Source organism: Tetragenococcus solitarius NBRC 100494, assembly GCF_001544195.1.
GTDB lineage: Bacteria > Bacillota > Bacilli > Lactobacillales > Enterococcaceae > Tetragenococcus > Tetragenococcus solitarius.
The window spans coordinates 1-15098 of record NZ_BCPY01000019.1; the positions used below are offsets into that span (position 1 = coordinate 1).

Sequence of the window (15098 nt, forward strand, 5' to 3'; positions counted from 1 at the left end):
AAATTTTGGAAAAAGTTTAGACAAATAGAGAATTTAACTATATAATGAGGTCGATTGTGTAATTATTACGTTTATTTAAGGAGAGATTTTCAATGGCTAAGCAAAATATTGTCGTTGTTGGGGCAGGATATGCTGGTGTTTCCGCTACAAAATTTATGGCTAAAAAATTTAAAAAAAATGACGATGTCTCAATTACTTTGATTGACCGTCATTCTTACCATACAATGATGACTGAGCTTCATGAAGTAGCTGCTGCACGAGTTGAACCAAATGCGATTCAATATGATCTACAAAGACTTTTTTGTCGGAAGAAAAATGTGCAACTTGTAACAGATACAGTAACAAGTATTGATAAAGAGCAAAAAACCGTACAAACTAAAAACGGTCAGTATCCTTTTGATCATTTAATTATTGGTATGGGAGGCGAGCCAAACGATTTTGGTACACCAGGTGTTAAAGAAAATGGGTTTACACTTTGGTCTTTTGAAGATGCCTTGCGCATTCGTGAACATATCGAAAAAACAGTAGCAAAAGCTGCATTAGAGCCAGATACTGATCTGCGAAAAGCAATGCTAACTTTTGTTGTTTGCGGTTCTGGGTTTACTGGAATCGAGATGGTGGGCGAATTAATTGACTGGAAAGAACGCCTTGCTAAAGATAATAAGTTAGATCCTAGTGAAATCAGTTTGAAGGTTGTTGAAGCATTACCAACAATTTTAAATATGCTAACACGAAATGATGCGGCTAAAGCCGAACGTTACATGAAAAAGAAAAATGTAGAAATTTTAACAAATTCTCCTATTGTCGAAGTAGCACCAGATCATATTAAACTAAAAGATGGTTCAACTGTGGATACCCACACATTAATATGGACAGCAGGTGTCAAGGCTACTTCAGATGCCGCTGATTTTGGTCTAGAAACAGCTCGGGGAAATCGCCTAGTAGCAAATGAATACATGCAAGCAAAAGGGTATGAAGACAAAAATATTTATATTGTCGGGGATTTAGTTTACTATGAAGAATTCCCAAATACTCCGACTCCTCAGATCGTACAAGCAGCTGAACAAACGGGACATACTGCTGCCACACATATTGTTAGCTCAATTAATGGAGGACAAAGTCACAAGTTTAAGGGGAACTACCAAGGCTTTATGGTATCTGTTGGTGCTAAATGGGGCGTAGCTAATTTATTTGATAAGATTCATTTAAGCGGTTTTCTGGCAATGATAATGAAACACATTGTAAATATAAGATACTTCTTTGATATCCGGAGCGGTTATTATATGTTCCAGTACGTAATGCATGAATTTTTCCGCGTTAAAGATGATCGCAATGTTGCTCGTGGACACACCTCACGTAATAGTAATGTGTTGTGGAGCGTTCCTCTACGTGTTTTCTATGGTTTGGTTTGGTTTTTAGAAGCTTTCAAGAAAATTGTAGGTGACGGTAAATGGTTTACTCCAAGTACTTGGTTTGGTGAAGGTTCTTGGTTTGAAGGTGATAGTGTATTTCCATGGACTTGGGATTACCAATCAATAGCTGATGCAGCCTCTGGTGCAAGTCAAGCAGCCGATGCAGCTAGCGGAGCTTCTGATGCTGGTGCTGATGCAGCGGTTGAAGCAGGGAATACTATCTTCGGTTTGAGCTATGCTTATGGGGAAGAACCAATGGCAGTTATTGAGAACTCACCTGACTGGTTTATGAATATTATGAAAATAATCATGCCAAACATGGAAGTCGCAATGTTTTTCCAAAAAATGATGGTTTTTGTTGAAATTGGTATTGCTCTTTGCTTAATGGCTGGACTATTTACTTGGTTATTCAGTGGTGTAACTATTGTCCTTGTAGCAACTTTTTGTTTATCTGGAATGTTTTATTGGGTAAATATTTGGTTTATCCCTGTCGCATTTGCTTTGATGAACGGATCTGGTCGTGCTTTAGGTTTAGATCGCTGGGTAATCCCATGGTTGCAACGTACTCTAGGAAAATGGTGGTACGGTTTACTAAAACCATTATATGGAGAAAAATAGAAAACAAAAATGGCTGGAACCTATGCGAAGTTCCAGCCATTTTTAAAGAAACATACAGATCACATTCTTTTAAGATTATGCTAAAATAAAAGAGAAGAAAAATTAAACAGCAAGGTAAAACTTAGTATTTACCTACTCTACTACATATATATTAAAAAAGGTTGACCTGTAGAAGGGAGTGACAAAGGCGTCTGTTTTACAGAACGTTTTTTTATGAATAATCTGAGAAAAATGATTTTTATATCCCTTTTAATCGCCCAAGGGGTCGTTATCGGTCTAATTGAAAACATGATTCCCTATCCATTTGCTTTTGCCCCTGGCGCAAAATTAGGTTTAGCAAATCTCATCACAATTATTGCACTATTTACTATGTCTAAAAAGGACAGCTTTTTACTGGTCTGGCTACGTTTAATTTTAACTACCCTCTTAGGAGGAACACTTTCAACCTTTTTATATAGCATGAGTGGAGCTATGCTAAGTTATTTTGGCATGTTACTGGTCAAAAAAATCGGCCCAAAGTATGTCAGCATTATCGGTATTAGCGCGACAGGAGGATTTATGCATAATGTTGGGCAACTTCTTACTGCTGCATTTATTGCTCAATCGTGGAACGTCTTACTTTATTTACCTATTCTATCTTTTTTAGGTATATTATCAGGAATTGCCATTGGTATTGCCGCAAATTACCTATTAAAAAGGGTGGATACTTTACGGCATTTTCAAAATGAATATGAGCAACAAACTCAAGAAAAATGGTCAATGTATTGACTGTTAATTATGTTTTGTTTTTTGAATAAAGGAGCTAACTATGAAACTTCATCCTATTTGGAATGATTATCCACAATTACAACCTGAGCTAACACAAACAATTAAGCTAATGGAAAACTCAATCCAACTAAAAAACAAGCCGGTCAAAAAAGCTTTATTAGAGATGATTGGCGCAGGTGGAAAACTACTTCGCCCAGCATATCAACTACTTTTTTCACAGTTTGGCCCAGAACAAGATCGCCAAAAATCTGTTGCATTAGCAGCTGCTATCGAGATGCTACATACAGCTACATTAATCCATGATGACATTGTTGATGATGCTTCATTAAGGCGTAATTTACCCACTATTAGTGCCAAATTCGATAATAATACGGCTGTGTATGCAGGTGATTATCTTTTTGTCGCTTGTTTTAAACTGATGTCTGGTTATACTAGTTCTTTACGTAGCTTACAAAATAACGCCTTAAGTATGGAAAAGATCTTATCAGGTGAGCTGGGACAGATGGAAGACCATTATAACTTATCAATGACAGTGGATGAATACTTAGCTAATATTTCAGGAAAAACGGCCGAATTATTTGCATTAAGTTGTTCTGTCGGTGCATTTGAAAATGGAACAACGCAATTGTTTGCTAAAAATGTCTCAGATATTGGTCATCACATTGGCATGGCTTTTCAGATCATCGACGACATCTTAGATTATACTCAACCTAAAACAGAAATTGGCAAGCCTGTACTAAAAGATGTACGGCAAGGCATCTATACCTTGCCTCTAATTTATGCTTTACAAACAAAACGTGAATCGTTAGTTCCTTTTTTAGAAAAAAAAGAACGCATGTCAGAAACCGATATTCAAGAAATATATCGATTAGTTAATGACTTAGGCGGGGTTACTAAAGCCCAACAACTAGCGAATACTTACACACAAAAAGCTTTAAAAAAGATTGATAAGCTACCAAGTAACTCTGCAAATACAAGGGCCTCCTTACAACAGCTTACCAAAACATTATTAACACGAACAAATTAAAAAGTTTCACGTGAAACTTTTTTGATAACTAGAGATCTCATTTTCCTAAATAAAAACACCAGAAATATTTTTCAAAACATTTCTGGTGTTTTTACGTTGCTCTAAGTCTTTAAGTCATAGTTACAAATTCTTCAGCTCCAGTTGGATGAATGGCTACTGTATTATCAAAATCAGCTTTCGTTGCTCCCATTTTGATAGCAACCGCAAAACCTTGTAACATCTCATCCACGTCAATTCCGATTGCATGTAAACCAATAATTTTTTCTTCTTTACCTAGGCAGACCAATTTCATTTCACATTTTTGTCGATAATCGTTTAAAGCAAAATACATTGGTGTAAAACGAGAACGATATACTTTGATTTCCTCTTTGCCATATTCAGATAGAGCCTGTTCTTCTGTCCAACCGATTGTAGCAATTGGCGGATGAGTAAATACCACACTGGGAACAAAATTATAATCCAAATAAAGATCTGTTTTACCATTAAATAAACGCTCAGACAATCGACGTCCCGCTGCAATAGCTACTGGAGTAAGTTCTAATTTACCAACCACATCACCGACTGCGTAAATTCCTTGGGCTGTTGTATTTTGGAATTTGTCTACCCGGATAAAACCTCGTTCATCTAATTTTACCTCGGTATTACCCAAGCCAAAACCATCTACATTAGCAGATCTGCCTCCGGCGAATAATACACAATCGCCAGTAATTTCTCTGCCATTTTCAAAGATAACAGTATATTCTTCACCTTTTTTTTCAATAGCAGAAGGAACGCTTTTTTTATAAAGAGAAATCCCTTCTTCTTCATATAGGTTTACCAAGTTTTCACCTAGCATCTGATCGAATTTCCTAAGAGGACGCTCTTTGCGAAAAGCCCAGGAAACTTTACTACCTAATCCATGTACTACCCCGGCAAGCTCAGCAGCAATATATCCTCCACCTAAAACAATCATATGTTTAGGGGCTTTTTCTAAAGCGAAAAATCCGTCAGAATCAATAGCATGCTCTCCACCTGGAATATTCAACGTATCTGCGTGTCCACCTGTTGCAATTAAAATATGCGGGGCAGTATATTGTTCTTTACCCACTTCAATTGTGTTGTTAGTTATAAACTTAGCATAGCCCTTTAAAAACTCCACTCCGCTATTGTCAAATCCCCTTTGATAAGCGCCATGTAAAAAGTCTATATATTCTTCTCTATTTTTAACTAAAGTTTTGAAATCAAAAACCATCTCGCCGGCTTGGATACCGTAACTTGGTGCATCCCTTTGGATCGCTTGATAGATATCGCTTGCTTGCCACATTACTTTTTTAGGCACACAACCAACATTAATACAAGTTCCGCCAAGTTCTTTAGCTTCAATTAGCAATACTTTGGCGCCATGAATAGCCGCACGGTTTGCTGAAGCAATTCCTCCGCTTCCACCGCCTACGACGATATAATCGTATTTTTTCATCATATCCTCCTCTGAAATTTTATGTCTTAAAAACAAAATTACCACGCCCATACTTGTCCGTCAAGAACCTAGGCTTTTACTGGATGCTTTGGCTTAGGTGTATCCTATCTTTTAATTGAAGACCATTTTCAAAAATAGGCTTTTCATAATATTTTATAAAAAAGTCAGATTCGACATGCGTTATACGAAAACCATATTTTTGATATAAATACAGTTGTACAAAACTGGTGGTCCCTGTGCCGATCTCCAATAATTTATATTGATTTTCCTTAGCAAAAGTTAACGCAAACAAAAGAAGCTGCTGACCGAACTTCTGCCCACGATACTCTTTTTGTATAGCTATGTTCATAATTTCCAAGGTCATTGGTCTTGTAGGTAATAAAACAAGAATACCCACAAGTTGTTTGTTTTTCCGCGCTTCAAAACAAAAACTACGGGCTAAATATTCATCCACTAACTTTTTTGAAGGATCCGCTTCTAAAAGTAGCTCATAATGCTTTTGTTCTATCTCGTGCAATGCCTGAACTTCTACGTTCATTTTAAACTCCTTTTTCCTAAACAAAAATGTGTATTCCTATATTAAATTCTACAATATGTAGATAAGTTCAGTTAAAGATGTTTTTCTATCAAGTAATTGATCAAACATAACCTTTGTTTCTGGTCTAGTATGTCCACGATGATTATGCCAAACGGCCTTCCAACCAGCACTTTTCGCTCCTATTACATCGTTTTCATAAGAATCACCTACATAATAAGTGTCTTTTTTATCTAAATCCATACTTCGTTCTACATGCTCAAATAAACGAGTATCTGGCTTACTAATACCCACGGTCGAAGAAATAAAAATATTTTTTTCTGATATCCAACGAGTTAATCCTAGCTGCTGGATTTTTGCCCATTGATGCCCAGTCGGTCCGTTAGTGATTAGACCGGTAGTCATGCCTTGTTGTTTACAATAATCAAGCAGCTCTTTAGCATCTTCAAACAATTCGATTTTTCCTTGAAAATACGCGTAGTCTTCTTGAAACTGTAACGCTTGTTTAACTGTTAAATCCATACCAAATTGAGCACAAGCATTTTGCATGCGGTAGATATACATCGCTTCTAACTGCATTTTGCCTGTGTGAGTCAAATCAAATACTTCATCACTAAAACTACGGCTGAACAAGTATAAATCTTCTATTTGAGAAGAAGGAAAAAAGAAATTCTTTTGTACTGCTTTTTTAAATGGTTCTAATTGATCATACAGTGTATCATCTAAGTCAAAAATTACCGCCGACATATTTACCTCCTACATTTACTTTTAAAACTTAATAATAATAACAAAAAGAAAAGCAAAATAGTACGTTATTTTCTTTACCCTCTAGAATATAGCTTAAATAAAAACAGCACGCAAGGACTTACTCAGGCCTTTGCGTGCTTCTTGTGTCTAATTATACTTCTTGTAGTGTTTGTTCTTCTTTTGGTTCTTTTACATTCAAGGTAATTTTTCCTTTGGAGGCGCCTATAGTTACACGACTACCAAAGTATACTTCACCAGATAATAAAGCTTCGCTTAATCGATCTTCAACTTCTTTTTGCAAAGCACGGCGAATAGGACGCGCACCATATTCTGGGTCAAAGCCGGCTTGACCTATTACATCAATAGCTGCTGGTGTAATTTTGAGTTGGATATCTTGTTCATTCATACGTTTTACTATAGACTTACTCATGATTTTTACAATCTCATGGATCTCGTCTTTATCTAACGAACGGAAAACAATTGTTTCATCAATACGATTTAAAAACTCTGGACGAAAGGCTTTTTTCAATTCTTCTAGAATACGTTTTTGCATCGCTTCATGATCTTGTTTCACATCTACTACGTTAAAACCAACGTTTGTTTCTTCACGTAATTCTTGAGCTCCTATATTTGAAGTCATAATCAAAATCGTATTACGGAAATCCACAGAACGCCCTTTTGAATCCGTCAACTGTCCATCATCTAATACTTGTAACAGAGTATTAAAAACATCCGGGTGAGCTTTTTCAACTTCATCGAGTAAAATCACTGAATAAGGCTTAGAACGTACTTTTTCTGTTAATTGCCCGCCTTCATCATAACCCACATAGCCAGGAGGAGAACCGATCAAACGGCTCGTACTGTATTTTTCCATATACTCACTCATATCTACTCGAATCAGAGCATCCTCTGATCCAAACATTGACTCAGCTAATGTTTTAGCTAATTCAGTTTTACCGACACCTGTCGGTCCCAAGAACATGAAAGAACCAATCGGTCGATCTGGATCTTTTAATCCACTACGAGCACGACGGATAGAACGAGCAACGGCATTCACTGCTTCGTCTTGGCCCACAACACGTTCATGTAGATTCTTTTCTAAATCTAATAAACGTTGGCTTTCTTTTTTCTCCATTTGTTCTAATGGCACACCGGTCCATTGTGAAACAATTGCTGCAACATCTTCTTCTGTTACTTTGTCGGTAAAGCCTGTTTCTGTATTCGCTTCTTTATATGAAACTTCTTGTAATTGTTTATTTAATTCTTGTTCCTGAGTACGTAAACTGGCTGCCTTTTCAAAATCTTGGCTCCTAATTGCGGCTTCTTTTTCTTCTCCAATTGCTAATAGTTGTTCTTGCACAACGGCCGTTTCTGAAATTTCGTCCGATTGGTCTAAACGAACTTTGGCTGCCGATTCATCCATTAAATCGATTGCTTTATCTGGCAGTTGTCTTCCATTAATATAACGAACAGAAAGCTGCACACACGTTTGTAAAGCTTCATCGCTAATTTCTACATTATGATGTTTTTCGTAACGCGAACGCAATCCTCGCAAAATTTCTACGGCTTCTTCAGGTGTAGGCTCATCTACCTGTACTCTTGCAAAGCGACGCTCTAACGCAGAGTCTTTTTCAATATATTTTTGATACTCATCAGAAGTCGTTGCTCCTATTGTTTGTAATTCTCCGCGCGCTAAAGCTGGTTTCAAAATATTTGAAGCATCAATAGCGCCTTCTGCTCCTCCAGCACCAATCAACGTATGCAATTCATCAATAAACAAAATAATCTGCCCATCTTGGTAAATTTCGTCAATGATTTTTTTCATACGATCTTCAAATTCACCACGATACTTTGTACCTGCAACTAATGCTCCTATATCAAGCATCATCAGCCGTTTAGGTTCCATATCTTGCGGAACTTCTCCATTGACAATCTTTTGGGCCAAACCTTCTGCAATGGCCGTTTTACCGACACCTGGTTCACCTACTAAGGCTGGGTTATTTTTAGTACGCCGGCTTAGTATTTGGATAAGCCGTTTCACTTCATCGCTACGTCCCACTACTGGATCTAATCTTTTTTCACGAGCGAGTTTGGTTAAATCACGAGCGAGCGAATCTAACGTTGGAGTACCTTCTTGTGTTTGTTGTTGTCTACTTTGAACTGGACGCCGACGGTTTATGCCATTGTTTCCCTTATTTTGGCTAACGCCCATCTTTTTCTTCAATAATTGACGCATTTTCGCTAAGCTTAATCCTAAATTCAACATAATGCGAGAAGCTAGGATCTCTTCATCACGTAATAAACCCAAAAGTAAATGTTCAGTACCAACTTGAGGCGTACCTAGACGCTTAGCCTCATCTCCAGCATAAGCAAAAATTTGCCTAGCTCTTGGAGAATAGGGTAAAAAACCGCCTGCTGGGTAGTTAGTCATCGTTCCATAACCTGTTAAATGCTCAATTTCTTCTCTTATATCTTTTTCGTTAACGTTCATTTCGCGTAATGCTTTGCCTGCAATGCCATTAGGTTCAATTAACAAAGCTAAAAGGATGTGCTCTGATCCTACAGTTTGATGTTTAAAACGTTTAGCTTCTTTTTGTGCAATTTGCAAAACATCTTTGGCTCGCTGCGTAAATAGTTCGTCCATAAATGGTCACTTCCTAACTTTATAATTCATAGCTTAATCGTTCTAGTATCCCGTGCATAATACTTGCTCGTATGTTTTCTTCTTTAACAGATTCTCCTAAGACCACTTTACTAACAGTTACTAGTAATAAATTTCCTTCTCTTTTAGAAAGAATCCCTTCTTCATATAATTTTTGAATAATTGCTATAGCATCTTTTTCTGAGAGCGTTTGATCGAATAATTGATTTACTTGTTCTAAAAATTGCTGGTAATTAGAAATTTGAACTTTTTCAATTCGGATATAGCCACCGCCGCCACGTTTGCTTTCCACAGTATAACCTCGTTGGACAGTAAAACGCGTATTAATGACATAATTAATTTGCGAAGGTACACAATTGAATAAATCTGCCATCTCAGCGCGACGAATTTCAATTGTCTCGCTTTCTTCTAGAATTTTTTTCAAGTAAGCTTCAATCATATCAGAAGTATTTTGATGACTCATCTGCTCGTGACCCTCCTTTGACTATTATTGACCTTTATTATAACGGATTTTTCGTCTCTTGGAAAGGATAAGGTCTTATTATAACCAATGGTTTAGCAAAAAAATAAAAGACGACCGATGTTATTTTGCTATCGTTCGTCTTTTATTAAAATCAAGGAACTTGTACTGTATCTGCTTTGTCTACTTCACGACTGACTTTGTCTTCATCATCACGCTGAACAGCAATCGTTGCTTTTTTCCCTTCTTCTACTGTGATAGGGACTTTAATTGTTTGTTTATCATCATCCGAATCTAGAACAATTTGTTCGTACTGTTCATTGTCATGTTCTTCATCTGTAAGCCAGACAGTAATCGTTTGACTTGCAGATTCATCCTCTTCGTCATCATTATCTTTTTTATCATCTTTAAAAGAAGCTTCAATATCTACTGTAAATTTTTTAGTTTCAGGCTCTTGGTCTTCTTCTTTACCTTTTGAAACCACCATATTTACTGTACTTCCCTTATCTTCGGTTGAACCAGAAGAAGGGTCTATACTAACCACTTTCCCCTTTTCTACCGAATCATCGAATGCTTCTTCTTTTTCCACTTCAAAACCAGCATCTTCCAAGCTCTTTTCTGCCTTAGCTTCAGTTTTTCCTTCTACATCAGGTACTTCAACTTGTTCTTGTCCAGCACTGACGGAAAATATCACTGTGGTTTCTCCTGGAATGACCTCTTCACCTTCGCTTGGTGTTTGTCCGATAATTGTACCACTTGCCTCATCACTATAGCTTTGTTGTACCTCTACCGGATTATTTTCTAGCCCCATGCCACGCAGACTACTTTTAGCTGCATTTTCTGTACTTCCCACAAAATTAACCATAGAAACTGGCGCAGGACCTTTGCTGATAACAAATGATACTTCAGTTTCTTCTGGCACCACATTTTCGTCTGGATTAGGCGTTTGACTGATAATCTGGCCTGCTGGTACTGAATCATCAAATTCTTCTTCTGAAGAGATATTGCTTTCTTTAAATTCCAACTCTTTTAATTTTTCCAACGCATCTTCATAAGTCTGCTCGGTATAATCATCCATTTTTACTTCAGGGCTTCCGGAACTGACATATAAAGTAATTTCCTTGTTCCGCTTGATTTCAGCCCCTTCTGGCGGTGTAGTTTTAACAATCCGTCCTTCTTCTTGATCATCGCTAGGATATTCTCTTGTCTGATCAGCAGCTTGTAAGCCGCTTTCTCGTAATTTTTCCCTAGCTGCAGATTCTGTAAGCCCAGCAACCTCTGGCACCGCAACTTCTCCTCTAGAACCTGCTGAGGAAAGATAAGTGCCTAGACCAACCAAAGCAAGTAACACTACTAAAATAGCTAAAAATAGTAGCCATTTTTTCTTTCTTTTTTTAGGCTTTTTTGTTTTTTTATCCTCATTGTTTTCTTCAACTGTTTCTGCGGCCGCTTCTTCATTTTTAGGAAGTGAGGCCTCTGAAATGGGCGACAGTATCTTTGTATCATTTGACATCGCTTGCGGATGCCAAGGTGCCTCATTTCTTCGTTCTGGTGATAAGACTGTCTCTAAGTCTTTACTCATTTCTTCTGCTGTTTTATAGCGGTCCATCGGTTCTTTAGCCGTTGCTTTTAACACAACATTTTCTAAAGACTGAGGAATATTTTCATCATGAGTACGTAATGAAGGGATATCGTCTTGGAAATGCTTCAAAGCGATTGTTACTGCCGACTCGCCATCAAATGGGACACTACCAGTCAGCATTTCGTATAAAATAATGCCAATTGCATAGATATCCGATTGGTTCGTCGCCATACTTCCCCTGGCTTGTTCTGGTGACAGATAATGGACAGAACCTAGCATACTATTTGTTTGTGTAATGGAAGTTTCTGATAGAGCAATCGCAATCCCAAAATCAGTGATCTTTACTACACCTTCATCGTTAAGCAAGGTATTTTGCGGCTTTAAATCACGATGGATGATTCGATGGTCATGGGCTAAAGAAACTGCAGAAAGAATTTGCTGCATGATATTGATGATCACAGAATAGTCCATAGGGTAATGTGTCTGGATATAACGTTTTAAATCCATCCCTTTTACATATTCCATAACTAAATACTGCATTCCATCTTCTTCGCCTACATCGTAAACAGAAACAATATTGGGATGTACCAGTTCTGTAGCTGCTAATGCTTCTCTTTGAAAGCGACGAATAGCATCTTGATCGTTTTGAAAATCATAGCGTAAAACTTTAATCGCTACTTCACGATCTAAAATCAAATCGTCAGCTAAAAAGACATTTGCCATGCCACCCATTCCAACGTTGCCTTTGATCAAATATCGGCCGCTTAATTTTTTGCCAATATCAAGCATCAGCAACACCTCCAAAATCAACCATAAGAACAGTAATATTATCAAGGCCGCCCTGTTCATTTGCTGAATCAACCATTTTTTCGATTGCTTCTTCAGTAGTCGAACTAGTCAAAATAAGCTGAGTGATTTCTTCTTCCGAAACCATATTAGTCAAACCATCTGAACATAAAAGCAAATAATTTGTAGCATCAATAAGCTGAGAAAAAACATCGACTTCAATCGTACCTGGCATACCTACGCATTGTGTCACAATATTTTTTTGAGGGTGATTCGCAGCCATCTCCTTAGAGATCTCACCTGTTTTGACGAGTTCATTTACAAGTGAATGATCATCTGTTAATTGAATTAATTGTTGTTGTGCTAAGGCATAAATACGACTATCTCCAACATGAGCGATTGTAAAGTCATCGTCAAAAATTGCTACTGCTTCCATTGTAGTTCCCATTCCGGAAAATTCTGGAGTCGCTTGACCCGCCTGGTAAATTGCGGTATTTTCCTCTTGTATCGTCTTGACCAGCCACTTAGCGGCCTTTTCACTATTTGAAATTTTAGTTTTTTCCCACTGATCTCCAATTTCATTAACTGCCGTTTTACTAGCGACATCTCCAGCCTGATGTCCCCCCATACCGTCAGCCAACATGGCAAGCGTGTAGCCTTTTTTATTTTCGAAAATACCGACATAATCTTGATTCGTATTTCGTATTTTTCCTACGTCACTTTGGAAACTGATTTTCATTACTTTCACCTCATCGTTTTTTCCGTAAACAACTGATAAAAAAACCGTCAGTATCATACTGATGTGGATATATTGTTAGCATTTTATTATTTAAGCTCTTTTCCAGTTGTTTATTTACAGGCACTTCTACTAGTTCAAATTCAGTATGTTTTTGTAAAAATTGTGCAATTACTTGCTGATTTTCTTCCGATAAAATTGTACATGTACTATAAACTAGAATACCTGAAGGTTTTAATGTTGGTGCTACGCTTTCTAAAATTTCAGATTGGATACTAGCTAGTTGTAATAAGTCCTCAGGTTTTTTCACATATTTTATGTCTGGCTTACGACGCATCAGCCCTAACCCAGAGCAAGGTGCATCTACTAAAATCCGATCAAATGTTTCCGGTGCAAAAGACGCGCTTATATTCCTCGCATCCATTTTTTTCGTCTTTACTACATCTTCGACGTGCATCCGATCAGCATTTTCCTCAATTAAACGGACTTTTTGTTGGTGGATGTCAAGCGCTGTTACTTGCCCATTTTCTGATGCCGCTAAAAAAGAAGCAATATGAGTTGTCTTACCGCCTGGAGCAGCACATGCATCTAACACTTGGTGATATTTTTCGATTTGTAACGCTGGTGCTACTAGCATAGAGGTTTCATCTTGGATCGTCAATAACCCTTCTTTAAATAAGTAGCTTTTACCAATAAAACCCTTTTCTGCTATAATACCATACTCAGAAACCGTACTTTTTACAGCCTCTATTTTCTCATCTGTTAAGCTAGCTAGAGCCTCTTCTCGCGAAAGCTTACGCGTATCTACGCGCAAACTAATTTTGCTAGGTGAAAATAAAGAATTCCCTAATTGCTTTGTCTGATGAAATCCGATTTCTTCTGTCAATTTTTTTGTTAACCAAGTTGGCAAACTAATTTGTGTAGCCAAACGCTTAATAGGATCACTTATATTTGCAAGATCAGGTAAGCCTTGACGTTTAACATTACGTAAAACTCCATTAACAAATTTACTAATTCCGTTATTTCCCCGAACTTTGGCAATTTCAACTGCTTCATTTAAAATCGCATGGTCAGGAATTCTATCCAGATAATACAATTGATACAGCGATAATTCTAATAATAATTTTACCCAAATATCTACTTTTTTTGCCTTTGCAATAAAAGGTTGTAGATAAAATTCGAGCAGTAATCGTCGACTAACTGTTCCATAAACAAGCTCAGTTAACAATCGACTATCTTTACCGCTAAGCTGTTCTTTCCTAATTTCTTCATTTAAAAGTAAATTAGAATAAGCGCCGCCTTTTTGGATTCTTTCTAATGCCTGCAGTGCAGCATAACGAACAGTTTTTTTAACATCATGCTTCATTTTGTCCCACCTGTTGTCCAACACTTACTTTCTGTCCTGCACCATTTAAAAAGTCCGCAATCTTTTGTTTACTTTTTCCAGCTGGCTGTAATTCATTAATTGCTAATACAGTATGATTACCACACGCAATCCATAGTTGCCCTTTGCTGCAATGAATAATCGTTCCCGGTTTTTCCTCTGTTGTCTTTTCCAAAGGTGAAACATCCCAGATCTTCCAGCGGTTTTTTTGATAAGTTGTATAAGCAATCGGCCAAGGACGCATCCCTCTAACTTTTTGATCGATTGTACGAGCCGTTTGTTGCCAGTTAATTGCTTCTTGCTCGCGCTTAATATTAGGCGCAAAAGACACTTTTGTTTCATCCTGTGGAACAGGAGATAATGATCCAGCAAGGATCTGCGGTAAAGTCTCAAGCAGCAAGTCACGTCCTACTATGCTTAACTTAGTAAACATCTTTCCAACATCATCATTAGTAGTAATTGGAATTGCCTTTTGTGCGTAAACACCGCCAGCATCCATCTTTTTTACCATGTCCATAATCGAAACGCCCGTTTTGTCTTCACCATTTATAATCGCATAATGAACAGGAGCCCCTCCTCTATATTTAGGCAATAGCGAAGCATGAACATTAAGCGCTCCATATCTTGGAATTTGTAGTAATTTTTCAGGTAAAAACTGTCCGAATGCCGCAGTAATAATTACATCCGGCTGTAACTGAGCAATTTCTTCCATCTCTTTTGAACCGCTTATTTTTTCAGGTTGTAAAACATCAATTCCTAACTCTAATGCTTTATTTTTAACAGGAGACCCAACAATTTCTTTTTTCCGACCTACCGGACGGTCAGGCTGAGTAACCACTGCCGCCACTTCGTAGCTAGCAGTTACCAAACCTTCCAAAATAGGTACAGAAAATTCTGGTGTTCCCATAAATACAATTTTAGTCAT

General features: G+C 37.5%; 12 protein-coding genes. 3 read left to right on the forward strand and 9 right to left on the reverse strand.

Annotated elements, in window-relative coordinates:
* Positions 1-92 precede the first annotated feature (92 nt).
* The 3 genes from TS1_RS06825 (at position 93) to TS1_RS06835 (ending at position 3825) form a co-directional block, all read left to right on the forward strand.
* Positions 93-2030, forward strand: a complete 1938-nt coding sequence (locus TS1_RS06825; protein WP_068709142.1) for an NAD(P)/FAD-dependent oxidoreductase — start codon at positions 93-95, stop codon at positions 2028-2030.
* Between the two features lie 213 nt (positions 2031-2243).
* Positions 2244-2798 carry a Gx transporter family protein gene (locus TS1_RS06830; RefSeq protein WP_068709144.1) on the forward strand — a complete coding sequence of 185 codons (555 nt, stop codon included), beginning with the start codon at positions 2244-2246 and terminating at the stop codon, positions 2796-2798.
* 40 nt (positions 2799-2838) lie between these two features.
* A complete protein-coding gene (locus TS1_RS06835; RefSeq protein ID WP_068709146.1) occupies positions 2839-3825 on the forward strand; it encodes a polyprenyl synthetase family protein in 987 nt (328 codons plus the stop codon).
* Between the two features lie 109 nt (positions 3826-3934).
* Here the strand turns inward: TS1_RS06835 and gor are convergent, their stop codons facing one another.
* The 9 genes from gor to fmt form a co-directional block, all read right to left on the reverse strand.
* Positions 3935-5281 carry a glutathione-disulfide reductase gene (gene gor / locus TS1_RS06840; protein WP_068709148.1) on the reverse strand — a complete coding sequence of 449 codons (1347 nt, stop codon included), beginning with the start codon at positions 5279-5281 and terminating at the stop codon, positions 3935-3937.
* Positions 5282-5357: 76 nt separating this feature from the next.
* Positions 5358-5819, reverse strand: coding sequence for a GNAT family N-acetyltransferase (locus tag TS1_RS06845; protein ID WP_068709150.1), 462 nt, complete (start codon positions 5817-5819; stop codon positions 5358-5360).
* Positions 5820-5867: 48 nt separating this feature from the next.
* The gene (locus tag TS1_RS06850; protein WP_068709152.1) at positions 5868-6563 is read right to left on the reverse strand and encodes an HAD family hydrolase; all 696 of its coding nucleotides are present in this window, start codon (positions 6561-6563) and stop codon (positions 5868-5870) included.
* 151 nt (positions 6564-6714) lie between these two features.
* Entirely contained in the window at positions 6715-9207 is a 2493-nt protein-coding gene (locus TS1_RS06855) for an ATP-dependent Clp protease ATP-binding subunit (protein ID WP_068709154.1), read from the reverse strand.
* A gap of 19 nt (positions 9208-9226) precedes the next feature.
* Positions 9227-9688, reverse strand: coding sequence for a CtsR family transcriptional regulator (locus TS1_RS06860; RefSeq protein WP_068709156.1), 462 nt, complete (start codon positions 9686-9688; stop codon positions 9227-9229).
* Between the two features lie 151 nt (positions 9689-9839).
* Positions 9840-12056 (reverse strand): Stk1 family PASTA domain-containing Ser/Thr kinase, encoded by a 2217-nt coding sequence (gene pknB / locus TS1_RS06865; protein WP_068709158.1) that lies wholly within the window; start codon positions 12054-12056, stop codon positions 9840-9842.
* The gene (locus tag TS1_RS06870) at positions 12049-12792 is read right to left on the reverse strand and encodes a Stp1/IreP family PP2C-type Ser/Thr phosphatase (RefSeq protein WP_068709160.1); all 744 of its coding nucleotides are present in this window, start codon (positions 12790-12792) and stop codon (positions 12049-12051) included. The genes pknB and TS1_RS06870 overlap by 8 nt, the downstream gene beginning before the upstream one ends.
* A 10-nt stretch (positions 12793-12802) precedes the next feature.
* Entirely contained in the window at positions 12803-14155 is a 1353-nt protein-coding gene (rsmB, locus tag TS1_RS06875) for a 16S rRNA (cytosine(967)-C(5))-methyltransferase RsmB (RefSeq protein WP_068709162.1), read from the reverse strand.
* Positions 14145-15098 (reverse strand): methionyl-tRNA formyltransferase, encoded by a 954-nt coding sequence (gene fmt / locus TS1_RS06880; protein WP_068709164.1) that lies wholly within the window; start codon positions 15096-15098, stop codon positions 14145-14147. The genes rsmB and fmt overlap by 11 nt, the downstream gene beginning before the upstream one ends.